The following is a 22,289-nucleotide window of genomic DNA, read 5'->3' on the forward strand; positions in this document are numbered from 1 at the left end:
AACCAGCGTGCACCCGCCCAAACGCGAGATATTCGACCTCGATGCCATGACGAACACCGATCCCAAGGGAATCGTGCGGTCGGTGGATGAGTACCGGGTGGAGCCCTGGGGATTGTTCATGGCGCGCCCAACGCCCGGTCGGGCGCAGTTCCACTACTTGGAGTCCTGGCTGCTCCCGGCGTTGGGACTGCGGGCGAACATCTTCCATTTCAATCCGGGATACGAGCGCGATCAGGATTTCTACCTCGACGTCGGCGACTTTGTCCCCGGGCCGTCGCAGTGGCTGGCCGTCGACCACTATCTTGACCTCGTGGTGCGCTGCGGACGCGAGACCGAACTGGCCGATGTGGACGAGTTGCTCGAGGCGCACAGAGCAGGGTTGCTATCTGCTGCCGCATCCGAGCTCGCGATCCGCCGGGCCGCCACCGCCATCGATGCCCTCGCCGGGCACGGTCACGATCTGAACGCGTGGTTGACCGCCACCGGAATGCCGCTGACCTGGCACGACCCGAACGGAGACACGCATGCCTGACACCATTCGCTGGGGAATCATCGGACCGGGCCGCATCGCGGGAAACGTGGCCCGCGATTTCCCACTGACACCGGGAGCAGAGCTGATAGCCGTTGCCTCGCGGTCGGCCGAACGTGCCCGCGACTTCGCGGAGACACATCGCATTCCGCGAGCCTTCGGCTCGTACCGGGAGTTGCTCGCCGATCCCGATGTAGACGCCGTGTACATCGCCACCCCACATCCCCAACATCGACAGGCCGCCATCGCCGCACTCACCGCGGGCAAGGCAATCTTGGTCGAGAAGGCCTTCACCGCGACGGTGGCCGGAGCGCAGGAGATCATCGATATCGCAAGGGCGCGTGGCGTTTTTGCGATGGAGGCGATGTGGACCCGGTTTCAGCCGGCGATCGTCGCGGCCAAAAATCTTGTTGACGACGGGGCCATCGGCGAGGTCCGCCAGGTCCAGGCAGACCTGGGGGTAGACCGCCCGTTCGATCCCGACGACAGGCTGTTCAGTCCGACGCTGGGCGGCGGCGCGCTGTTGGATCTCGGCGTCTACGTGGTCTCGCTGGCCCAGTACTTCCTCGGCGATCCGGCCGCAGTGGTGGCACATGGTTCGTTGTTCCCCACCGGGGTTGACGCCGAGGCCGGCCTGCTCCTGCGCTATGACGACGGACGCACCGCGACGCTGCTGTGTTCACTGCTACATCACACTCCCGGCCAGGCGCGCATATTCGGCACCGAGGGCTGGATCGATATCCTCCCCCGATTCCATCACCCTCGCGAAATCGTGTTGCACCGCAAGGGATCTGGCCCTGAGCCGATAGTGAAGCCGCCCGTCGGTGGCGGATACAGTCACGAGCTGGCCGAGGTCACCGGATGCCTTTTCGAGGGCAGCGCGCAGAGCACCGTGATGCCCCTCGCCGACACCTTGGCCGTACAGCGGGTGCTCAACACGGCGTGCGAACAGCTCGGGGTGCATCACCGCGAAGACCCTGCTGACCTGGACTGATCACGTTGTCGTCGCCATTCGGACGCCGGTAAGATGCCCGGTATGCGCCCCCTCCTCCGTGGGCTGTGCGTTGCCGGGGCAGCGGCGATCACCTTCGCCCTGCCGGCAGCACCAGCCTCCGCCGCCGAGTTGCACAACATCAGTTACATCGCTCGCGTCGATGGGATAGGCCGCGGCATCTCCGTGACGTTCAAGACCGATCCGGTGGAACGTCGTACCGAGCAACCACGTCTGGGCCCCGGCGAGAGCTGGGAAGTGAATCTCGTCATGGATGATCCCCAACAGGCGGGCATGGCCGTACGGGTGCTGCCGCCCTATGGGGTCGGACTGCACTGCGAAGTGCAGGTCGACGATGTCGTGGTCGACTCCCAGGACCTCACGGTGCCGCCCGCGCTCGGGATCTTCAACGGGCCCGTTAACGACACGGTCACCTGCGGACACTTCAACCCGTAACCACCAGTCAAATTAGTCACTTTCGTACCCCGGACCTGCACAAAAACCGCTACAATGGCGCCATGCGCCTGAACTCTATTCGTAGCAATATTCGCGGTTCTTTCCGCGCTGCCGGAATTGCGATAGTCACCGCGGGAATTGCCGCGAGCACAGTGCCCGCGATTGCCTCCGCAGACTCCACCGATGACTACCCAGTTCCCCGCCGGATGCTGAAAACCACGTGTACAGCCGAACAATATCTGGCTGCGGTTCGCGATTACGACCCGATTTACTACACGCGGTACATGATCGATAAGAACAACAAGCCCGACTATGTGCAGCAGGCGACGATCGATCGGATTCATGAGTTCTTCGCCAAGGACTACGCGGGCCGTCGTGCCGAGTCCGAGGTTTTCGCGGTGAACTACCCGCCCGAGGCGTTGACATCGCAATGGCCCAACTGGGGCAAGATCTTCTTCAATAACAAGGGTGTCGTCGCGAAGGGCACCGAGAACTGCAGCAAGTACCCATCCGATATGTCGGTATGGGACGGCCCCTAAACAAGCGCACGGAAAACGCCCCGCGGTGATCTACACCGGCGGGGCGTTTTTCTGTCTGTACGGCCAGACTGTGCAGACACCCGGAAAGAGTTCGGCCCCCATGCCGTGAGCATGGGGGCCGAACTCTTCAACCGTTAGATCGCAGGTCGCGGGAATTCCGTGGTGACTGGCTCGTCGTGGACGGGACCCGGACCGACCGGAACAGGAGCCGGCGGCGGTGGCGCCTGCTGCTCGACCGGCACCGGAGGCGGTGGCGGATCGGTGGCGTACTTGCTCACCTTCATGGGCCACCAGAACCATCGACCCATGAGCGCGGCGATTGCCGGCGTCATGAACGCCCGGATGATGAAGGTGTCGAAGAGCAGACCAAGGCAGATCGCCGACCCGGACTGGCCGATCGCGATCAGGTCGCTGGTGATCATCGACCCCATGGTGAACGCGAACACCAGACCGGCCTGAGTTGCCACACTTCCGGATCCGCCGACGCCTCGAAGAATCGCGGTGTTCAGACCACCGTGTAGCTCTTCTTTGAATCTGGACACCAAGAGCAGGTTGTAGTCCGATCCGACCGCCAACAAGATGATGACGGTGAACGGCAGCACGAACCAGTGCAGCTGCAGACCAAGGATGTGCTCCCACAACAACACTGACAGACCGAAGGACGCACCCAGCGATATCGCGATGGTTCCGACGATCGTGAACGCCGCCACGATGCTTCGCGTGATCACCAGCATGATCACGAAGATCAGGCACAGCGACGCGATGACCGCGATCATCAGGTCGTACTTCACCATCTCGCCGATGTCGTGGTACGTCGGTGCCGTACCACCCAGATAGAGCTTGGCTTCGTCCAGCGGCGTGCCCTTGATCGCGTTCTTCGCGGCCTTGAGCTCGACCTCGGTGTTGGCCAGTGACTCATTGCTGGCGTAGTCACCCTCATGGGTGATGATGAACTGCGCGGCCTTGCCGTCCGGCGACATCATCAGCTTGACACCCTTCTTGAAGTCCTCGTTGTCGAAGGCTTCCGGCGGCAAGTAGAAGAAGTCGTCGTTCTTGGCCTCATCGAACGCCTGACCCATCACCGTTGCGGTGTCGGTCATGCGATCCATCTGGCCGATCATGCCGTTCATGGTGCTGTACATGGTCAGCATGGTGTTCCGCATGTTTTTCGTAATGGCGATCATGGGCGGAAGCTGCTCCACCATCTGCGGCATGAGCCGGTCCATGTTGGTTATGTCTTTGAGCAATCCCTGCATGCTCTCGGCTAGTTTGTCGATCCCATCAATGGTGTCGAATAGCGAGCGCATAGACCAGCACATCGGAATATCGAAGCAGTGCTTATCCCAATAGAAATAGTTACGCAGCGGCCGGAATTGATCATCGAAATTGGCGATATTATCCCGCATCTGATTGGTGACACTGATCATATCGGGGGTGGTCACCGTCGCCATATTGTGCGTGACGCCGACCAGCTCTTTCATGATGCTGTACATGCGTTCCATGATCGCGATCATCGAACCCATATCGTCGGCCATCTTCAACATGTCCGACATGCTGTTCTTCAGATAGTTCATGTTCTCGGTCATCGATACCGATTGCATACTCACCTGGAAGGGCACCGAACTGTGGTCGATGGGGGCACCCATCGGGCGCGTCATGCTCTGCACCTTGTTGATGCCCTCGACCCGGAAGACGTTCTTGGCGATTCGGTCCAGCACCAACATGTTGGCCGGGGTCCGCAGGTCCTTGTCCGCTTCGACGATCAAGATGTCCGGGTTCATTCTCGCCTTCGAGAAGTGCCGGTCGGATGCCTGGAAGCCCTGAATCGACGGCAGACTGCCCGGGATGTAGTAGCGGTCGTTGTAGTTGACCGTGTACGAGGGCAGGATCCCCAGTCCCAGCAGCGCGATGATCATCGTGACCGCCAGGATCGGCCCGGGCCAGCGCACGATGGCGGTACCGATCTTGCGCCAGGTCCGGTTCTTGATGGTGCGCTTGGACTCCAACAGCCCGAACTTCGTCGCTATCAGCAATACCGCCGGACCGATGGTCAGCGATGCGGCCACCACGACCAGCATGCCGATCGCACACGGCACACCGAGCGACTCGAAGTACGGCAGTCGTGTGAACTTCAGGCAGAAGGTGGCGCCGGCAATGGTCAGACCGGAACCCAGAATCACGTGCGAGACACTGTGATACGTCAGATAGAAGGACTCGAGTCTCTCCTTACCCTCCGCTCTCAGTTCTTGATATCGCCCGATCAGGAAGATGGCGTAGTCGGTACCGGCCGCGATGGCCAATGAGGTCAGCAGGTTGACCGCGAATGTCGATAGGCCGATGATCTCGGCGTTGCCGAGAATCGCGACAACGCCGCGGGCGGCGCCCAGTTCGACGAACACCATGAACAGGATGAGCAGCACCGTCGTAATGGATCGGTAGATGAACAACAGCATGACGGTGATGACGATGAAGGTGATGCCCGTCATCTTGAGCATGCTCTTGTCGCCGGCGTCGTTCATATCCATCGTCAGCGCGGCCTGACCGGTGACGAAGACCTTAAGGCCGTCTGGATATGTGCCGTTCTTCTTGCTCTCGTCTATGAGCTTCGCGACGAGATCCTGTACGGCCGTAACGGATTCCTTGCCTTCGGTCGTGCCCTGATCTCCTCGGAGATTCAGCTGAACGTAGGCGGCTTTCTCGTCGACACTCTGCGCACCACCGGCAGTGATGCGGTCACCCCAGAAGTCCTGGGCATATTCCACGTGGTTGGTGTCGGCCCGGAGCCGCTTCACCATCTCGCGGTAGAAGGTGTGCGCCTTGTCATTCATGTCCGTCGAGAACTTGGTGTCGTTCTCCAACAGGACCATGACCATGCTGTCGTCTTTGAACTGCTGGAACAGCTCACCTTGGCGCTTGATGGCCTGATATGACGGAGCGTCCTTGGACGCCAACGACACCGAGTGCTCTTTGCCGACCTCTTCGAGCTGCGGCACGACCACGTTGACGATGACCGTCAAGACCAGCCAGGCCAGAATGATCGGCACCGAGAAGGTGTGGATGAACCGCGCTATGCGCGAGGGCTTTTGGGTTGCGCCGTGAGTAGGAGCGCTATGTGTGCTCATGCGGATTTCACCATGCAGAAGACTTGGGCGTTGTGGTTGGACACGGTCTGTTCGTCCTTGACCTCGCCATTGGAAAGGATGCGGCAGCCGATTTCGTCGCTATCGCCCATCGCGACGACATTGGCGAAGACGGATGTCATGGTCGTCGTGATGGTGAGCGTCCACGGCAGGGTGGTGAACTGGGCGCGCTGCGGCTGCGCCCTATCATCGAGATAGTTGACCTCGCCCTTTGTCCCTGCGGGACCGAAGATTTCGTAGACGATGTCTTTCGGGATGATGTTCTTGGAGTCGTCCTTGATACCGGCCGCCGAATTGATGCTTGTCGAGCCGAACACTCCGTGAAGCCGATAGACGCCGAAGCTAGCGGCCGCGAGTGCCACTATCACGACGAGCGGGATCCATACCCGCGCCAATAACTTGAAAATCGTCCGATCCCCTTCACCCGTGTGGCCCGGGGGCCAACAACTCGACTCTGCCTATCGCGTCCGGCTATGCGTATCCGCCATTCGCGCGCAAATAGTTACCAGCCAGTACGACACCGTGTTGTTTGTGCGGAGTCAGCGAGCACACGGGCTGTCCGGTCACATCGTCCGTTCATCCCACCTGGCTCCGCTCATGCCCGTTTTCTCAGTAATTCGTAAGGGATACTACATACGTTTGTCAGGGAACTGTACATGTGCCGTCGGTCACAACTCGCACATTTACGCCCCGAGACGCTCGCAATAGCCTAGTTAGCTACAAGCGGATGTCAACAACCGATGACACTGTTCTATTCCCGGCTTCTTTTCGTTGATGTTACGAAAGAGCCTGCTCGCACATCGAAGTTAGTGACTGACTTCGGGATCACACCAGCTAATGGACCTGGGCGGTGTTTGCCATCGCTATCTTTCGGCTCGCCGCCCAAATCAACCGTGGGTACCGCCGACACGCCTCGCCCCCGCTGGCGTCGCGGCGGGTGAAAGTGATCAAATCCAGGCCGATCGAACGGGCGTGTCCTTCGCCACATTGGGAGACATTTGTCCATTAGCAACGCGCAGCCACGCGCTCCAAGCCGTCGGTCAGCGTGATTTCAGCAAACGATCTGGCGCGTCATTCAACGCTCGAGATACGAAGAATGCGATGACTCACGAGAAGATCCGGCCATTCGCAAAAGCGAATCGCCCAAGCGGCGGCACCAGCTCTGGTAACACCTGTCTACACGCGGCGCGCACGTAGACAGGTGTCGGCCGAACTGCCAGCGAACGGCCGAAGACTCAGACAGATGGCCTCGGGAACTCGGTCGTCACCGGGTCATCGCCGTGCCCCGTACCGACAGACGCCGGTTGAGGAGGTGTCTTCGGCGGTGGCAGTGGCCGGGTGCGCACATTCAGCGGCCACCAGAACCAGCGGCCGAGGATCGTCGCGATGGCCGGGGTCATGAAGGAGCGCACGATGAGCGTGTCGAACAACAGGCCCAGTGCAATGGTCGTTCCGACCTGCCCGATGATCCGCAGATCGCTGACCACCATGACGGCCATGGTGAAGGCGAAGACCAGACCGGCGGATGTCACCACGCTGCCGGTGCCACCCATTGAGCGGATGATGCCGGTCTTCAGGCCGCCGTGTAGCTCCTCCTTGAGTCGGGAGACCAAGAGCAGGTTGTAGTCCGAACCCACCGCGAGGAGCACGATGATGGCCATTTGCATGACAAGCCAATGCAATTCGATGCCGAAGATGTACTGCCAGATAATGACCGACAAACCGAACGAGGCACCGAGAGACAGCGCGACCGTACCCACGATGACCAGCGCTGCCACGAAGCTTCGCGTGATGAGCAACATGATCAGGAAGATCAGGCACAGGGCGGAGATGCCGGCGATCATCAGGTCGTAGCGCGCGCCATCGGACATGTCCTTGAACACGGCCGCGGTGCCGCCCAGCTCGATCTTGGCGTCCTCGAGGGGTGTGCCCTTGACGGCCTCGATCGCGGCCTGCTTGATTGGCTCCACATGCGCGAGGCCTTCGGGCGTAGCGGGATCTCCTCGGTGCGAGATGATCATCCGGACCGCCTTGCCGTCCGGCGACAGGAACGACTTCAGACCGCGTTTGAAGTCGGCATTGTCGAAGATTTCCGGCGGCAGATAGAAGGAGTCGTCATTCTTGGCGGCGTCGAACGCCTTACCCATGGCGGTCGAGTTCTGACTCATCTCGTCCATTTGGTTATAGAAGCCAGACATGGTGCTGTGCTGCGTCAGCATCATCTTCTGCATGTCTTCCATGATGGGGACCATTGCCGACATGTCCGACACCATCTTGGGCATCAGCTGATCCATGCGCTCCATGTTGACCACCATGCCGTCCATGGTCTCGGTCATTTCATCGATCTTGTCGAGGGTGTCGAAAATCGAGCGCATGGCCCAGCACATGGGTATGTCGAAGCAGTGCTTCTCCCAATACAGGTAGTTGCGGATCGGGCGGAACCAGTCATCGAAATTCGAGATGCTGTCCCGCATCTCGTGGATGGTGCCCTGCAAGGTGTGCATGTCGCCGACGAGCGAGTGGGTGATGCCCGCCATCGTTGTCATATTGGCGAGCGTCCGCTTCATGATGACGACGTTCTCGCCCATCTTGTCGGCCTGGACCTTCATATCGGCCATGCGGTCCTTCATCAGCTTCATGTTCTGTAGCTGACCCACGCTCTGCATGCTGATGAGGAACGGGATGGAGGTGTGTTCGATCGGCGTGCCCTGTGGGCGCGTAATCGCTTGCACACGAGCGATTCCCGGAACGCGGAAGACAGCCTTGGCCACCTTGTCGATGACCAGGAAGTCCGCCGAGTTACGCATGTCGTGATCGGACTCGATCAGGAGCATTTCCGGGCTCATCCGAGCCTGCGAGAAATGCCGCCCCGCCGCTTCGAATCCAGCGTTGGCGGGGATGTCCTTGGGGATGTACTTCTTGTCGTCGTAGCTGGTCCGGTATCCGGGCAGCGCCGCCAGGCCGATGATGGCAATCGCCAACGCGGCCGCGAGCACCGGCCCAGGCCAGCGCACGATCGTGGTTCCGATCTTGCGCCAGGTACGAATACGCATGGCGCGCTTGGGCTCGAACAGTCCGAAGCGGCTTCCGATGGTGATCAGCGCCGGCCCCATTGTCAGCGAGACCAAGACACCCGTGAGCAGACCCACCGAGCACGGCACACCGAGGCTTTGGAAGTAGGGCATGCGCGTGAAGCTCAGGCAGTACATGGCGCCGGCGATCGTGAGGCCTGAGCCCAGAATGACGTGCGCCGTGCCATGGAACATCTCGTAGTAGGCAGCCTCTTTGTCGGACCCCATGGCCCGGGCTTCCTGGTAACGGCCGATCAAGAAGATGGCGTAGTCGGTACCGGCCGCGATGGAGAGCATCACCAGCAGGTTCACCGCGAATGTCGACAACCCGATGATCTGATGGTCGCCCAGGAACGCGATCACACCTCGGGCCACGCTCAACTGAACGCCCACGAACAGGAACACCATGATCACGGTGAAGATCGATCGATAGAAGAACAGCAGCATCACCACGATGACCAGGAACGTGAGCGCGGTGATGAGCTTGAGGCTGCCATCACCCGCGTGGTTCATATCGGTCTGCAGCGCGCCGGGGCCGGTGACGTACACCGTGAGCCCGTCGGGCAGCTTGGCGCCGTCCTTGGTCCAGTTCGCCTCGACCTTTTTGACGATTTCGCGGACCGCTTCGGTGGACTCGTTGGACAGCGTCTCGCCCATGTTTCCGGCGAGGTTCACCTGTACGTAGGTGGCCTTACCGTCGGTGCTCTGGGCTCCCGCCTCTGTGAGTGGATCACCCCAGAAGTCCTGCACGTGCTGGACGTGTTTGGCGTCAGCGCGCAGCTGCGCCACCATTTCGTCGTAGAACTTGTGCGCTCCGGGGCCCAGGCGTTCTTGCCCCTCGAGCACGATCATCGCCACGCTGTCGGAGTCAGACTCCTTGAACATCTGGCCCATGTGCTTCATCGCCTGCATGGACGGCGCACTTTGTGGGCTCAGTGAGACGGTCTGTTCTTTACCGACCGTGTCGAGCGATTTCTGCGTCCCGAAGACGACGACCAACAGCACCCAGAAGATAAGGATGGGAATCGACAGGCGCCGAATCCATTTGGCCAGGAAGGTAGGCTCCCCGCCGCCGTGTGCCCCGCTCATGCAGACTTCACAAAGCAGTAGACGTAGGCGCTCACCTCGTTGGTATACCTTTCATCTTTTTTCTCGTCATTGGCCGTGATACGGCAGCCCAACCCGTCGGCATTACGCGTCTGCGCCAGGATGTTTCCCGTCATCGACGGTGCCGTCGTGATGATCTCGATCGACCACGGCAAGACCGCGCCATTGATCTGATGCGGCTCGCCCTCTTTGTCGATGTAGTTGATGTCGGCGACGGTTCCGGGCGGGCCGAAGATCTCGTAGACCACGTGCTTGGGCTTGGAGTTGTTTTTGTCGTCGGTCATGCTGCCCGCGTAAGTGGGCAACTGATAAGAACCGAAAATGCCGCGAATGCGCCACACCGCAAAACCCGCGATGGCCAGGACCAACACCATCACCAGCGGGATCCACGCCCGCTTCAATGCGCTGAGAATCGTAAAACCCCTTCACCCGTTGGCGTTATGCAAGCCGACGCCACTCGCCCGAACCTGGCTCAACTACTGATCGGATATCCGCACCCGACCGCCCCATCGGAAGGCGGCGCAGCTATCGCCACGTGATGGTCGCTTCGAGCCTGCGGTACCCGGGCGCATCCGCCCGGACGTTTCTCGAAGTAAACCATGCCTAAGTGCGGAACAGTTGGCTCCCTTCCAGCGCGTTCATCAGGATCTTTAACGCATATCACGTGCGTAACGCACGCTACCGGGTGGTTCGCTACGTCGCAAATCACACGCCGTGCGTTATCCTCGGCACGTGGCGCAACTGACATTCCAACGCGCCCGCACGGACGAAAAGAAGCGTCAGCGGGCCGCGGCGATCGTGGAAGCCGCACGATCCCTGGCCGTGGAATCCGGTGTCACCTCGGTAACGCTGACCGCCGTCGCCAACCGCGCCGGAGTGCACTATTCCGCAGTTCGGCGCTACTTCAGCTCCCACAAGGAAGTGCTGCTGCACCTGGCTGCCGAAGGCTGGACTCGCTGGTCGGACACGGTGTGTTCGGCGCTGGCCGAGCCCGGCACCGGCTCCCCTGCCCGCGTGGCCGAGGCCCTCGTGCACGGGCTCGCGGCGGATCCTCTGTTCTGCGACCTACTCGCGAACCAGCACCTGCATCTCGAACACGAGGTCGATGTGGAGCGCGTCGCGGAAGTCAAGCAGATCAGCAATGTGGCAGTGATGGCGATCGCCGAATCGATCGAACGAGCGCTCCCCCAGATCGGTCGCAAGAGTTCATTGGACATCCTGGTGGCGGCCTTCTCACTGGCCGCGATGCTGTGGCAGGTCGCCCATCCACCGGAGGGCCTCGACCACGACTACAAGAACGAGCCAGGCGTTCCGCCGGACTGGAATCTTGACTTCGAGCCGGCGCTGACGAGGCTGTTGACGGCGACCTGCGTCGGCATCGTCGCGCAGGCGCGCTGACTCAGCTTGCCGCTGGCGTCCAGCCGGTCTCGTCGGCCCATGCCAGTGCCCGGGGATACGCCTGCGCGAACCAGGGTTCCTTGGCCTCCACGTAGGCGGCCGTGTCCTGCGGGCTCTCCTGCGCCGTCCGCTCGGCAAGACGCTTGACTTCCAGATACTCCCCACGTACCTGCGGGTCCGCGCGCAACCAGTCCCGGAAGATCAATGCGTAACGCTGACCCGGCCAGCCGTCGACCCGCAGGTGCACATGCGCGAGTCGGCCCGGATCCGCGGACGCGTGGAAACGCTTACCCCAGCGCGCGCCATCGCCCGCGTGCGGGTTATCGCCCGTGATCCGGTCCAGCCTCGGCAGCCCGATATCGGCCAGAGATCCCGCCAAAGCGTCTGCTACTTCCAGAGATTCAACCGTCACCTGGATGTCGATGACGTCCTTGGCCTCGAGTCCCGGTACCGCGGTGGAACCGATGTGGTCGATCCGCAGAGCCTTGGACCCGCACGCCACGGCGAGACGATTGATGATGCGTTGCGCCTGCGCGGGCCAGGTGGGATCGGCGGGAGCCAGCACCGGGTCGGCGCGCACGTGCTGACGAGTCCGCAGATTGATCTCATAGGGCAGCAACCGGACGGCCCACAGATCACGGACTGTTTGAGCAAGCGCATCGGTATCACCTGAATTATCAAGCCACACATCGGCGATGGCGCGACGTTGCTCGTCGCTGGCCTGCGCGGCCACCCGGGAACGGGCGTCCTGTTCATCCATGCCGCGATGCGTGATGAGCCGCGTCACGCGCGTCTCGATCTCCGCATGCACCACCAGCACCAGGTGATAGAAGGGTGCCAATGAGTTCTCGGTGAGCAACGGAATGTCTTCCACCACAATGGCATCCTCACCGGCGGCGGCCATCAGTTCAGCTCGGCGGGATCCGACCAACGGGTGCACGATCCCGTTGAGCGTGGCACGGTGCGTGTCGTCCTGGAACGCGATTGCGGCCAATGCGGGTCGATCCAACGCTCCATCGGGCCGCAGGATCGATTCACCGAAGGCCTCCACGAGCGCTGTCAGACCCGGAGTTCCCGGTTCGACCACTTCGCGCGCGATGACATCGCTGTCCACGATGAACGCACCGCATTCCGCGAGCGTCCGGGACACCGTGGACTTCCCCGCGCCAATTCCTCCGGTCAGGCCGATCCTCAACATGCCCGCAGTCTGTCACTCCCGGCGCGTTCACTATGCGTTGGGGGCGTTGCCCTCTCGGATTGCCCAGATATCGCCGCCCTGAGCTCACCGTCAACAAAAGAAGGCCCCGGTCGTGATGACCGGGGCCTTCCTTCAGAACACGTGCTTAGGCGTTACCAGCCAGCTTCTCGCGCAGTGCGGCGAGCTGCTCGTCGTTGGCGAGCGAGCCACCCTGCGAAGCCGAATCATCGGACCGCGAGGAGCCGTTCGAGGACGCGGCAGCAGCCTCCGCCTCGGCGGCAGCGGCGGACTTCTCCATCTGAATGGTGTGCATCTTGTGACGACGCTCGGCCTCGGCGTACCGGGCCTCCCACTCTTCACGCTGCTTGTCGAAGCCTTCGAGCCACTCGTTCGTCTCGGAGTCGAAACCCTCCGGGAAGATGTAGTTGCCGGCCTCGTCGTAGCTGTCCGCCATGCCGTACTTCGAGGGGTCGAACTCCTCGGTGTAGTCCTCGTTGGCCTGCTTGAGGCTCAGCGAGATGCGGCGACGCTCCAGGTCGATGTCGATGACCTTGACCATCGCGTCGTCGCCGACACCCACAACCTGATCCGGCACCTCGACGTGGCGCTCGGACAGCTCGGAGATGTGCACCAGACCCTCGATGCCCTCTTCCACGCGGACGAACGCACCGAACGGCACCAGCTTGGTGACCTTGCCGGGCACGATCTGGCCGATGGCGTGGGTACGAGCGAAGTGACGCCACGGGTCTTCCTGGGTTGCCTTGAGCGACAACGAAACCCGCTCGCGGTCCATATCGACGTCGAGCACCTCGACGGTGACCTCGTCGCCCACCTGAACCACCTCGGACGGGTGGTCGATGTGCTTCCAGGACAGCTCGGACACGTGAACCAGGCCGTCAACCCCTCCGAGATCGACGAACGCGCCGAAGTTGACGATCGAGGACACGACACCCTTGCGGATGGCACCCTTGGTGAGCTGGTTGAGGAACTCGCTGCGCACCTCGGACTGGGTCTGCTCCAGCCAGGCGCGACGGCTCAGCACCACGTTGTTGCGGTTGCGGTCGAGCTCGATGATCTTGGCCTCGATCTCCTTGCCGATATATGGCTGCAGATCGCGGACACGACGCATCTCGACCAGCGACGCGGGCAGGAAGCCGCGCAGGCCGATGTCGAGGATCAGGCCGCCCTTGACGACCTCGATGACGGTGCCCTTGACGGCCTCGTCCTTCTCCTTGAGCTCTTCGATCGTGCCCCAGGCCCGCTCGTACTGAGCGCGCTTCTTGGACAGGATCAGACGGCCTTCCTTGTCCTCCTTGGTGAGGACCAGGGCCTCGACCTCGTCGCCCACGGAAACGACCTCGTTGGGGTCGACATCGTGCTTAATCGACAGTTCGCGGGACGGGATGACACCTTCGGTCTTGTAACCGATGTCAAGAAGAACTTCGTCGCGGTCAACCTTGACGATGGTCCCCTCGACGATGTCGCCATCGTTGAAGTACTTGATCGTCTTGTCGATAGCGGCGAGAAAATCCTCGGCCGAGCCGATGTCATTGACGGCTACTTGCGGCGAGGTCACGGTGGGACTTGGCATGTGTTGGGTTGCTCCGGACAGGTTGTGTAGTAGGGACAGTTCTGCCACAGCTAGCTTCAGCTGCGGGCGTGCTTCGACCTCCGCACGTGCGGCAGAGATGGACTTCACCTTACTCGACTGCCCTCCACCAGGACAAACCCGGTCTCCTTGGCGACCGGAGCCCCCGGACGGATACCGCACCCGCGAGTAAGCGCGCAGCTACTCTTCGGTGGTGTCCTACGCGCCCGCTCCCGCACCTATGCCACCCATCCCGGGATTTCCCCAGCGGATCAAAAAAGTCGGCGCGCCGATCGGGGTCATCATCGCCCTGGCGCTGGTGACGGGATTGATTCTGGCCGGCCTGCTTCTCTCCAACCCGGTCGGCGCGATGATCGGATTGGCCCTGTCGAGCATCGCGATCGGGGTCGTCGTCCTCTGCTATCTCTGGCTGGACCGATGGGAACCGGAACCCTCGAGGCTCCTTGTACTGGCCTTCACCTGGGGCGCGTCCCTATCCGTCGTCGTCTCGATCATCCTCGAACTGGCCTTTGGGTCCGTTTTCGATCCCGAGGGCGGCACGACCTTCGCGGCGATAGCAATCCGTGCGCCCTTCATCGAAGAAGCTGCCAAGGGCGCCTTTCTGCTTCTGATGTTGACCGGCCGGCGCCGCCACGAACTCAACTCGCTCACCGATTGCCTAGTCTACGCGGGCATCACCGCCGCCGGATTCGCATGGCTCGAAGACATCGCCTACATCGGTAGTGGCAACACTGTTGGCGAGTCAGTAATTACCGCGATCCTGCGGCTGGGACTGGGTCCCTTCGCCCACTCCTTGTTCACCACCATGACGGGTATCGGCATCTACTACTCGCTGCGGCAACGCAGTGCCATCGCCAAATTCCTGTGCATAGGTGCGGGGTACCTCGCGGCGGTCCTCATGCACGGCCTGTGGAATGGCTCGTCATTCCTCGGATTCCAGGGCTACCTCGCGGTGTACGTGCTGTGGATGGTCCCCATTTTTGTCCTGATGATCGTGGTGGGAGTGCGCAGCCGGCGCAAGGAACAGCATGTCGTCGCCGAGAAACTGCCGGGGATGGTGGCCGCCGGGCTGGTCACCCCCAACGAGGCCACCTGGCTGGGTTCGATCAAGGATCGCAAGCACGCCATCGCCGAGGCCAGACGAATCGGCGGTGCCCCCAGTGGCGCCGCGGTGAAGAACTTCGCGGCACAGGTCGTCGAGCTGGCGTTCGTGCGCGACCGCATAGAACGAGGCTCTCGAGACCCGCGCGATATCGCCCTGCAGACCGAAGAGGCGTACGCGGTCATGGCCGCCCGGGCCGCCGCTCCCGTCTTGCAAGCACTCTCGGGGTATCGCGCACCTGCCACGGGGTAGCGTGAGGATGGGTGTTGTCTAGTCAAAGGCGATCAGGAGCATCATGGCCGAGATCTCGGAGCACGACCTGCTTGACGTTCTCATTGTGGGAGCCGGAATATCCGGCATCAATGCCGCTGTCCGATTGAGCGCGGCGGGCCGCAGCTTTCATATCGTCGAGCGCCGGGAACGCATCGGCGGGACCTGGGACCTGTTCCGGTACCCCGGAATCCGATCCGACAGCGATATCTACACACTGAGCTTCGGGTACCACCCCTGGCACGAACGCAATACCATCGCCGACGGCGCCGATATCCGTGACTACCTGGAGAACGCCGCCCGCGATTACGGCATCGACGGCCAGATCACGTTCTCCGCCAAGGTTACTGGGGCCGACTTCCGTACCGATACCGACACCTGGGCAGTGCGGGTGGACACGCCGGAAGGACCGACGACCTACCGGTCCCGATTCCTCTACCTGTGCACCGGCTACTACAACTACGACGACGGCTACACCCCCCAATTCCCGGGCATCGCCGATTTCGCAGGAAAGCTGATCCACCCCCAGCACTGGCCTGAAGACCTGGATTGCTCGGGCAAGGAGGTAACGGTTATCGGCAGCGGCGCCACGGCGGTCACGCTGGTGCCGTCATTGGCACGTGCCGGAGCAAAGGTGAGTATGTTGCAACGCTCCCCGAGCTACGTCTACCCCATCGACCGCGCCGATCGCGTCGTCGGCCTGGTTCGAAAAGTACTTCCGCCCAATCTTGTTCAGCATTTCGCCCGGATCTGGCTGGGCGGGTTCAGCTGGATCATGTACCACGTCTGCCGTAGGGCTCCGGGATTCGCCAAATGGTTCATCAGGCGCCGGATCTCCAAGCGGCTACCCGCCGACTATCCGGTCGACGTTCACTTCAAGCCGCGATACAACCCGTGGGATCAGCGCGTATGCGCCGACACCGATGGAGATCTCTTCGAGGCCATCAGCGCCGGTGGTGTCCGCATGGTCACTGACACCATCGAGTCCTTCACGCCGTCGGGCATCCGGCTGGGATCAGGTGAGGAATTGCGTGCCGACGTCATCATCACGGCAACCGGCCTCAACCTTCAGATTTTCGGGGGCATCGCATTGAGCGTGGACGGCTCCCCCATCGATTCTCCAAATCGCTTCATCTACAAGGGATACCTGATTGAAGGGGTACCGAACGCCGCATGGAGCGTCGGTTACACCAATGCGTCATGGACGCTGCGCGCCGATCTGAGTGCGCGGGCGGTGGTGCGACTTCTCGACTACATGGACCGCCGCGGTTACACCCACGCCTATCCGGACCGGCACGGCGAGGAGCTCGAAGCCCGACCGTTCTTCAACCTGTCATCGGGCTATGTAAGCCGCGGCGGTGACCACATGCCACGTTCCGGAGTGAAGGGCCCCTGGGCCATCCGGCACAACTATGTGCTGGATCTTCTTGCGTTCCATCGTGATCGAATGGACGAGAACATGCGCTTCGGTACCGCGAAGTCAAAGGCCGTGTCCTCGGCCGCCTAGCGACTGGGGCCGATCTGCGAATCATCAAGCCCCGCCAGGTGCGAGAGCACCCGAAGAAACACATCGCGATCTGCCGGGGAGACACCGGCCAGGATTCGCCTCTCGTTCTCCCGAATCGCTTTCTGCACTGCGGTAACGGTTTTACGGCCAGCTGCCGTCAATGACAGCAGATTACTGCGCCGATCACTGGGATCGGGCTGCCGGTTGATCAGCTTCCGATCCTGCAGATCGTCAAGCACGGCGATGATCCGGGTGCGGTCCGCGCCTATGGAACTGGCCAGACTGGCCTGACTACTCGCTTCGTTGTCCTTGAGCGCGGTCAGCACGGCGTACGCCCACATCGACAGACCGTGGGCTTCCAGCAGCGGCAGCTCCGCCCGTATCAATGATCGCCCGAGCGGAACCATCAGCGCCGCAAGGTCAGGCCGGGCATCTGGATTCTGTTGCGCCACGAACATCAGGATAGACGACGTCACAAGATCGTATACTTTGCAAAATCATAAGCATGCGCATATCAGATACCGCATTGCGCGAGTGACCCCCGCCGCAATCGGTTCGGGCGTAGCGTCCCGGGTATGACGCAAGTTCTGCAGACGCAGGTGTGTGTTGCCGGCGGCGGCCCCGCCGGGCTGGTGCATGCACTCCTGCTGGCGAGGGCGGGGATCAACGTCGTCGTCCTGGAAAAGCACGCCGACTTTCTGCGTGATTTCCGCGGGGATACCGTGCACCCCACCACCATGCGCATCATCGATGATCTCGGGTTCATCGATGATTTTCTGCGGCTGCCACACCAGAAGGTCGATCACATCGCCTTCGATGGCGACGGCAGACTGCGCACCTTCGGTGACTTCCGCGCGCTCAAGTGGTTGGGATACAAACAGCCCTACATCGCATTCATGCCCCAGTGGGACTTCCTGGACTTCCTGGCCGAAAAAGCCGAGCAGTACCCGGAATTCACCCTTATCCGTAACGCGGAAGTCACCGGCTTGATCATCGATGATGGCCGCGCGGCCGGGGTACGTACACCGGACCTGGAGGTGCACGCAGAACTGGTCATTGCCGCGGACGGACGCACCTCAGCGGTACGCGCCGCGTCGGGACTTGACATCGCCAACGAGAGTTCGCCGATGGATGTGCTGTGGTTCCGACTGAACCGGCGACCGGGCGATCCCGATGAGACCTTCGCGGTACTACGTCGAGGCCTGTTGTTGGCCATGATCCATCGCGGTGACTACTGGCAGGTCGCCCATCTCATGCCCAAGGGGGCGGGACCGCAGAACGGCTCTATCGACGCATTCAAGGAGCGCTTGATCACCGCACGCCCGCAGCTGCGTGAGCACGTGAACGATCTTCACTCCTGGGAGGACACCAGCCATCTGGATGTCCGGGTTGATCGACTCAAGAGCTGGTGGCGTCCGGGTCTGCTGTGCATAGGCGATGCCGCGCATGCCATGTCGCCTGCCGGCGGTGTCGGCATCAACCTGGCGGTCGCCGACGCCGTGGCTGCCGCGAACATCCTTGTGGGGCCGCTACGCCGGGGGCGCGTCACCGATGGGGACCTCGCCACGGTGCAGCGGCGACGTGAGCTCCCGACCAAAGTGGTGCAAGCGTTCCAGGTGTTCGTCCAGGACAACGTGATCGAACCGGTTCTCACCGGCGACCTGTCACCGATCAAACTGCCGTTCTTCGTCGGACGGGGCCCGCTCAAGTTCATACCTCCGATCGCGGTCGGCAGGGGTTTGCGGCCGGAACGCGTGCACACCCCAGACGTGCACTAGGGGCGCGGCTCAACGCTCGTGCAGGTTCTCCGCCAGCGTGGCCCGCTCGACACTGAGCAGACTCTCGGCGCGATGCTCTTCCTCGTACGCCTTGCCGCCACCGTTGAGCCCGAATAGCCGCTTGCTCCACAGCAGCCACACCACGGCCACGATGTTGACCAATAGCGCCAAAACCCGGAGAACGGTTTGCTTTTCAATCAGCTCGTAGATCTCCAGCGGCAAGAAGATGCTCGTCGCGATGACGGCGAAATACTCGCCCCAACGCTTCATCAGCCACAGACCGAATGCCTCGATGAACTCGATCGCGGCGTAGGCCCCCAAACCCACCGCCACCCACATCAACGTCGACGACGACAGCGCGAATGCCTCGCCGATATGACGAATGATCTTGGAATTGTCCGGGTTCCAGCCGATCTGGTTGGCCAGCGGCCGGATCAGCGGAAGCTCTCGCTCGAAAACCTGTTGGAGATGTTCGCGCGATCCGCGGACCTTCACCACACCCACCGCCAGCAAGACGAACACCAGCCCGCGGAACACACGCTCGACCGCGAGTATCCGCATCAAGGTCCGGTCGCGCAGCAGCCGTCCGCGCGGAATCTCCGGTGCGGTATCGGCCGGTCCGCGGTAGCGCGGCGCGCCCACCACAAAGGTCTCGCAGCGCAGACACCGCCACGCCTCCCCGACCGGTGTCTCGACCCGCAGCCGGTCCCGCAGCGGCTGCTCGTCCGGAGCGAATGTCGCGTGTCCTCGCAGACCGCACGAGCGCAGAGCAAAGTTGATCACGGAAGAAACGGTAGCCCGACACCATCTGCCGCGCCGCACGATATACAGGTTCCGGCGCTACCCTGTCGTCGTGTTCGACCGTCGCCGGTTTCTCACACTGTTGGCCGGAGCTGCCGCAGTGGGTGCCGCTGTTCTCGAGTCCGTCTCCGCGGCTGCCGACCCCGGCACCTCAGCGGGAGCCGGCAGCGGAGGACTGACGCGGGTGCCGTTGCCCGGGGGCGGTGCCTTGACCGCACTGCCATCGCGCACCGACGGTCAGCGATTGCTCGCCTTGACCCTTGACGACGGCACCGATGCGAATGTGATCGCCGCCTATACCCAACTGGCGCGTGACACCGGAATCCGCTTGACCTACTTCGTCAATGGGGTGAACACGGGATGGACGCAGAATGCCCAGCTACTGCGTCCACTCGTCGACAGCGGGCAGATTCAGCTGGGCAATCACACCTGGTCTCACCCGGACCTCACGACACTGACCGCCGCGCAGATCGATGACCAGTTGACGCGCAACACCAAGTTCCTGACCAACACCTACGGGGTCAACCCGGCGCCGTTCTTCCGGCCTCCATACGGAAAGCACAACACCGCAACCGATTCGGTCACTCAGGGGCTCGGCTACGGGCCGCCGGTGCTGTGGTACGGCTCCTTGTCGGACTCTGGCGTCGTCACGCCGCAGTACATCGTGGACATGGCCCGCAAGTACTTCAACCCGCAGGCCATCGTCATCGGTCACCTCAACCACCCCCCGGTGACCACCGTCTATCACCAGTTGCTCGACGTCATCGGGGAACGGCAGCTGCGCACCGTGACACTCAACGACGTCTATCAGCACTAGAGCGATGGGGCGCCCGGCTCCAGCAGCCGCTTGGGATGCATGCCGTCGACCTGACCGATAAACGGCGGATGAATGCTGTATCCCAGCATCCGGCGAATGTCCTCCGATACGGCGCGAACCGTGTCGCGTGTCATCGACAAGGTGAACGCCTCCTGCGGGCGCAGCCACGGCTCGCAGTATTGAGCGGTCAGGGCCAGCCGTGCGGCACCGGTTCGGTTCGCACCACCGCCATGCCAGAGCGTGCCGGGAAAAAACACGCAGGAACCCGCCTTCATCACCACGGGTTCACGCTCGGCTTCTTGTGGTCGGCGATCACCCCAAAGATGGCTGCCCGCAACAATATCGGTGGCGCCGTTGTCGGCGGTGAAATCATCGATCGCCCAGATCGTCGCGGCGCCCAAACCGGCGCGGGGACGCGGAATGGGATAGAAGCCGTCGTCGGTGTGCAGCATCTGAGCCTGCTCGCCGGGCAAGATGTTGATGACCTGCAACATCGAGAGCAGATAGTTCGGCAGGAAAAGCCGATCCAGCAGGGCCAAGACGCGCGGGTGATCCGCAATCCGGTCACACGCACGTGTCTTGTTCAGGACGCTGTACACCCGCTGAGTGGTATGTCCTTCAAACCCGTTCCGGCCATGCAGATTCAGCAGGGGCGCAACAGCATCCCGAATCTGGTCCAACTCGTCAGCGGTCAGCAGATCCGGCAAGATCACGTAGCCGTCGCGGCGCATCGCCGCCAAGTCCGCCTCCGCGACAGCAGGATCGATGCCCTGGCCGCTACTGGCGGTCCGCCGATGAGTCCCGGCCAGGTCGCCGTTCAAATCCACCAACGACGACACGTGCACGCTCATCACCACTCCTAAACATAAGATAATTATGTTTTGTACGATGACATAGTGGCACGCCCCTCAATCGGACGTCAACAGCTCATCGACGCCGCCCGTGACGAACTTGTCCGCGGCAACGGAGTGATGGATCTGAGCGGATTGACCCGACGGGCCGGGCTGACCACCGGCGCTCTCTACCATCACTTCGGATCAAAAAGCGGCCTGCTCGCCGTCATTTACGACGAGTTCTACGAGGGCCTCGTCCACGCGATTGCCGACGCGCATCTGGCCATGGACACCGACTGGCATGTTCATGAACTGGAGCGCACCCGTCGCTTCGTCGACTATCACGTCGCCGATCCGCTGGCGCCGATCCTGCTCAACCGCGCCGCACTGGATCCCCAGCTGGCCGAGCTGGAAGCGACCTACCTGCAACGCATTAGCCACAACGCCGCCAAGAACATCCGTCGCGGTCAGAAACTGGGTCAGTTGCCCGCAGACATCGAACCCGACAGCGCGGGAGCCTTCATCATCGGCGGAATTCGGTACGGGATCGCGCAACAGCTCCGCCTGACCCCACTCCCCGCACCCGGGCAGATCACCGACCGACTGTGGCGCCTCATCTCCGCAGCCCTGGGAGCCGACTGAACCGCCGCGTCGGGAAACTTCGGCCAGATCGATGACACATGGGCGATACTCCCTGCATGCGTTCGATACCTGTGGGCCGCACGGCCACTCTCACCCTCGCCGTTCTCGGCGCCGGACTCGTCTCCTGCCCGACGGCAATGGCGGCGCCCTTCGGCGAGGTCGCCCTCTGTTTCGACGGCGATGTCCGTGTCAGCGCCTGGCAGGCGAGCCAAGCCGATGCACGTCGCGACCTGATCCCCGGCACGCTCAACATGAACGCCACGGACGGCCTGGCCGGACCCAAGCAGGCGTACTTCCAGTGGCGCAACCTGACCACTGGCGCTGTCGGCGAAGCGCACGGCGACGGATCGGGCACCGCAGGAGCATCGATCTACAACGTCGTCACCGGCCCCGGCCAGGTAGAGATCACCACCGATTACGGTGGCCGTTCCGGCTTCTTCTGGAATGACGAAAACATCGCCCACTGCACCGGGACCGTCACCGTCGTCTAGAAACTCCTAT

At 62.0% G+C, this 22,289-nt stretch carries 20 protein-coding genes; 11 read left to right on the forward strand and 9 right to left on the reverse strand.

Annotated features, from left to right (window positions below; genetic code table 11):
* The first annotated feature begins 7 nt into the window (after positions 1 to 7).
* From AOT83_RS23055 to AOT83_RS23070, 4 genes are all read left to right on the forward strand, one after another.
* On the forward strand, positions 8 to 532 hold the full coding sequence (locus AOT83_RS23055) for a DUF402 domain-containing protein (RefSeq protein ID WP_030098073.1): 525 nt from the start codon (positions 8 to 10) through the stop codon (positions 530 to 532).
* The gene (locus AOT83_RS23060) at positions 525 to 1,523 is read left to right on the forward strand and encodes a Gfo/Idh/MocA family oxidoreductase (protein WP_057963967.1); all 999 of its coding nucleotides are present in this window, start codon (positions 525 to 527) and stop codon (positions 1,521 to 1,523) included. The genes AOT83_RS23055 and AOT83_RS23060 overlap by 8 nt, the downstream gene beginning before the upstream one ends.
* A 42-nt stretch (positions 1,524 to 1,565) precedes the next feature.
* Positions 1,566 to 1,976 carry a hypothetical protein gene (locus AOT83_RS23065; RefSeq protein ID WP_030098075.1) on the forward strand — a complete coding sequence of 137 codons (411 nt, stop codon included), beginning with the start codon at positions 1,566 to 1,568 and terminating at the stop codon, positions 1,974 to 1,976.
* 62 nt (positions 1,977 to 2,038) lie between these two features.
* A complete protein-coding gene (locus AOT83_RS23070; protein ID WP_030098076.1) occupies positions 2,039 to 2,515 on the forward strand; it encodes a DUF5078 domain-containing protein in 477 nt (158 codons plus the stop codon).
* Positions 2,516 to 2,649: 134 nt separating this feature from the next.
* Here the strand turns inward: AOT83_RS23070 and AOT83_RS23075 are convergent, their stop codons facing one another.
* The 4 genes from AOT83_RS23075 to AOT83_RS23090 all read right to left on the reverse strand — a co-directional run bounded on the left by AOT83_RS23075 (position 2,650) and on the right by AOT83_RS23090 (position 10,207).
* Complete coding sequence (locus tag AOT83_RS23075; protein WP_030098077.1) at positions 2,650 to 5,637, reverse strand: MMPL family transporter; 2,988 nt, start codon at positions 5,635 to 5,637, stop codon at positions 2,650 to 2,652.
* A complete protein-coding gene (locus AOT83_RS23080) occupies positions 5,634 to 6,050 on the reverse strand; it encodes an MmpS family transport accessory protein (RefSeq protein ID WP_075874239.1) in 417 nt (138 codons plus the stop codon). The genes AOT83_RS23075 and AOT83_RS23080 overlap by 4 nt, the downstream gene beginning before the upstream one ends.
* A gap of 840 nt (positions 6,051 to 6,890) precedes the next feature.
* On the reverse strand, positions 6,891 to 9,815 hold the full coding sequence (locus AOT83_RS23085; RefSeq protein ID WP_044105720.1) for an RND family transporter: 2,925 nt from the start codon (positions 9,813 to 9,815) through the stop codon (positions 6,891 to 6,893).
* Entirely contained in the window at positions 9,812 to 10,207 is a 396-nt protein-coding gene (locus tag AOT83_RS23090; RefSeq protein ID WP_232783323.1) for an MmpS family transport accessory protein, read from the reverse strand. Before AOT83_RS23090 ends, AOT83_RS23085 begins: the two co-directional genes overlap by 4 nt.
* Before the next feature lie 358 nt (positions 10,208 to 10,565).
* On the opposite strand from AOT83_RS23090, the gene AOT83_RS23095 reads away from it, so the two are divergent.
* The gene (locus tag AOT83_RS23095; protein WP_030098081.1) at positions 10,566 to 11,231 is read left to right on the forward strand and encodes a TetR family transcriptional regulator; all 666 of its coding nucleotides are present in this window, start codon (positions 10,566 to 10,568) and stop codon (positions 11,229 to 11,231) included.
* 1 nt (position 11,232) lies between these two features.
* Here AOT83_RS23095 and coaE read toward each other — a convergent pair whose 3' ends face one another.
* The gene (gene coaE, locus AOT83_RS23100) at positions 11,233 to 12,429 is read right to left on the reverse strand and encodes a dephospho-CoA kinase (RefSeq protein ID WP_030098082.1); all 1,197 of its coding nucleotides are present in this window, start codon (positions 12,427 to 12,429) and stop codon (positions 11,233 to 11,235) included.
* 145 nt (positions 12,430 to 12,574) lie between these two features.
* Positions 12,575 to 14,020 (reverse strand): 30S ribosomal protein S1, encoded by a 1,446-nt coding sequence (rpsA, locus tag AOT83_RS23105; RefSeq protein WP_030098083.1) that lies wholly within the window; start codon positions 14,018 to 14,020, stop codon positions 12,575 to 12,577.
* A 208-nt stretch (positions 14,021 to 14,228) separates the two neighbouring features.
* On the opposite strand from rpsA, the gene AOT83_RS23110 reads away from it, so the two are divergent.
* Positions 14,229 to 15,392: a PrsW family intramembrane metalloprotease gene (locus tag AOT83_RS23110; protein WP_057963968.1), complete on the forward strand. Its 1,164-nt coding sequence runs from the start codon at positions 14,229 to 14,231 to the stop codon at positions 15,390 to 15,392.
* A 43-nt stretch (positions 15,393 to 15,435) separates the two neighbouring features.
* Complete coding sequence (locus AOT83_RS23115; RefSeq protein WP_030098085.1) at positions 15,436 to 16,917, forward strand: NAD(P)/FAD-dependent oxidoreductase; 1,482 nt, start codon at positions 15,436 to 15,438, stop codon at positions 16,915 to 16,917.
* Here AOT83_RS23115 and AOT83_RS23120 read toward each other — a convergent pair.
* A complete protein-coding gene (locus AOT83_RS23120) occupies positions 16,914 to 17,369 on the reverse strand; it encodes a MarR family transcriptional regulator (protein WP_057964011.1) in 456 nt (151 codons plus the stop codon). The genes AOT83_RS23115 and AOT83_RS23120 overlap by 4 nt on opposite strands.
* A gap of 123 nt (positions 17,370 to 17,492) precedes the next feature.
* On the opposite strand from AOT83_RS23120, the gene AOT83_RS23125 reads away from it, so the two are divergent.
* Complete coding sequence (locus AOT83_RS23125; RefSeq protein WP_057963969.1) at positions 17,493 to 18,695, forward strand: FAD-dependent oxidoreductase; 1,203 nt, start codon at positions 17,493 to 17,495, stop codon at positions 18,693 to 18,695.
* 9 nt (positions 18,696 to 18,704) lie between these two features.
* Here the strand turns inward: AOT83_RS23125 and AOT83_RS23130 are convergent, their stop codons facing one another.
* Entirely contained in the window at positions 18,705 to 19,478 is a 774-nt protein-coding gene (locus tag AOT83_RS23130; RefSeq protein WP_030098088.1) for a DUF2127 domain-containing protein, read from the reverse strand.
* Positions 19,479 to 19,548: 70 nt separating this feature from the next.
* Here AOT83_RS23130 and AOT83_RS23135 point away from each other — a divergent pair, with 70 nt between their 5' ends.
* The gene (locus AOT83_RS23135; protein WP_057963970.1) at positions 19,549 to 20,313 is read left to right on the forward strand and encodes a polysaccharide deacetylase family protein; all 765 of its coding nucleotides are present in this window, start codon (positions 19,549 to 19,551) and stop codon (positions 20,311 to 20,313) included.
* Here the strand turns inward: AOT83_RS23135 and AOT83_RS23140 are convergent.
* The gene (locus AOT83_RS23140; protein ID WP_057963971.1) at positions 20,310 to 21,164 is read right to left on the reverse strand and encodes a phytanoyl-CoA dioxygenase family protein; all 855 of its coding nucleotides are present in this window, start codon (positions 21,162 to 21,164) and stop codon (positions 20,310 to 20,312) included. The two genes, AOT83_RS23135 and AOT83_RS23140, sit on opposite strands and share 4 nt — an antisense overlap.
* 45 nt (positions 21,165 to 21,209) lie before the next feature.
* Here AOT83_RS23140 and AOT83_RS23145 point away from each other — a divergent pair, with 45 nt between their 5' ends.
* Positions 21,210 to 21,788 (forward strand): TetR/AcrR family transcriptional regulator, encoded by a 579-nt coding sequence (locus AOT83_RS23145; protein WP_030098091.1) that lies wholly within the window; start codon positions 21,210 to 21,212, stop codon positions 21,786 to 21,788.
* Between the two features lie 56 nt (positions 21,789 to 21,844).
* Positions 21,845 to 22,279, forward strand: coding sequence for a hypothetical protein (locus AOT83_RS23150; RefSeq protein WP_057963972.1), 435 nt, complete (start codon positions 21,845 to 21,847; stop codon positions 22,277 to 22,279).
* Positions 22,280 to 22,289 lie beyond the last annotated feature (10 nt).

Origin of the sequence: Mycobacteroides sp. H001, assembly GCF_001440005.1 — a bacterium.
In the GTDB taxonomy this organism is placed as follows: Bacteria; Actinomycetota; Actinomycetes; order Mycobacteriales; family Mycobacteriaceae; genus Mycobacterium; species Mycobacterium gwanakae.